The 1,026-nt window shown below is 66.0% G+C and carries 1 protein-coding gene; it reads right to left on the reverse strand.

The features are described 5' to 3' along the window. On the reverse strand, nucleotides 1-979 hold a 979-nt coding region (locus FHS97_RS17190; RefSeq protein WP_184041079.1), incomplete at its 3' end, for an IS30 family transposase. Nucleotides 980-1,026: the final 47 nt, after the last annotated feature.

The raw sequence follows: 1,026 nt of genomic DNA on the forward strand, positions 1-1,026 counted from the left end.
ATCCGGGTGTGGATTCACATTCGAAGTGCAACGGGAAGAAGGCCTCAGCGGGGGTTTGGAAGCCGAGGCATTTTCTGGGTGTATGATTGTGTCTGTGGAGGATGGCGTCGAGCTTTCGCTGTGACAAGTCGTGTGGTTTGGTTTTACGGGGCAGGTCGCGCCTGAGGCGTCCGATGGCGTTCTCGACGCTGCCCTTTTGCCAGGGTGATCGTGGGTCGCAGAAATAGGCGTCGAGGGCGAGGCGGCGCTCGATCTGGTGGTAGCGGGCAAACTCTGTCCCGTTATCGAAGGTGATGGAGCGGCGCAGCGTGTCGGGCATGGGGCCGAGCATCCGGACGAGCGCGCTGGCGACGGGATCGGCCTTGAGGCTGTTCTGGCGCAGGGCGATGGTCAGGCGCGAAGTGCGCTCGTGGGCGATGATGACGGCGTGGCCGGGCTTCGAGAAGAGCATGGCATCGGCCTCCCAATGCCCGGGTTCGCGGCGGCCAGCGACATGGGGCGGCCGCTCGTGGATCGTGGTGCCCGTGCGGCGCGGCCAGCCGCCTTTGGTGCGCCAGCCGCGCTTGTATTTGGCGCGAGGCAGGTAATGACGCCAGCGCCGGTCGTTGGTGCGCTTGAGCTGGGCATGGACGAAGCGGTAGATCGTCTCGTGGCTGATGACCGGGTGGCCGGCCTCGCGGGCAAGGCGGCCGGCGACCTGCTCGGGTGACCAGCCAGCGGCGAGGCGGTCCAGTACGGTCTCGCGCAAGGCGTCCTCGCGCTCCAGCCGGCAGCCATGCCAGCGCCGCGCCTCGGCCAGCGCCTGCGCATAGGCGGGGCGGTAGCCGATTCTGGCACCACCGTTCCGCTTCAGTTCGCGCGAGACGGTCGACGGCTCGCGATCCAGAGTTGCAGCGATCTGCCGGATCGATTGCCCGGCTTCATGAAGCCGGGCAATCGAACACCGCTCCTCGAGCGTAAGCTGACGATATCTCGACATGGCAGCACCTGTCTCAGGTGTTGCACTTCGTTTGTGAACTCAGGGGG

Origin of the sequence: Sphingomonas endophytica (assembly GCF_014199415.1) — a bacterium.
Classification (GTDB): Bacteria; Pseudomonadota; Alphaproteobacteria; order Sphingomonadales; family Sphingomonadaceae; genus Sphingomonas; species Sphingomonas endophytica.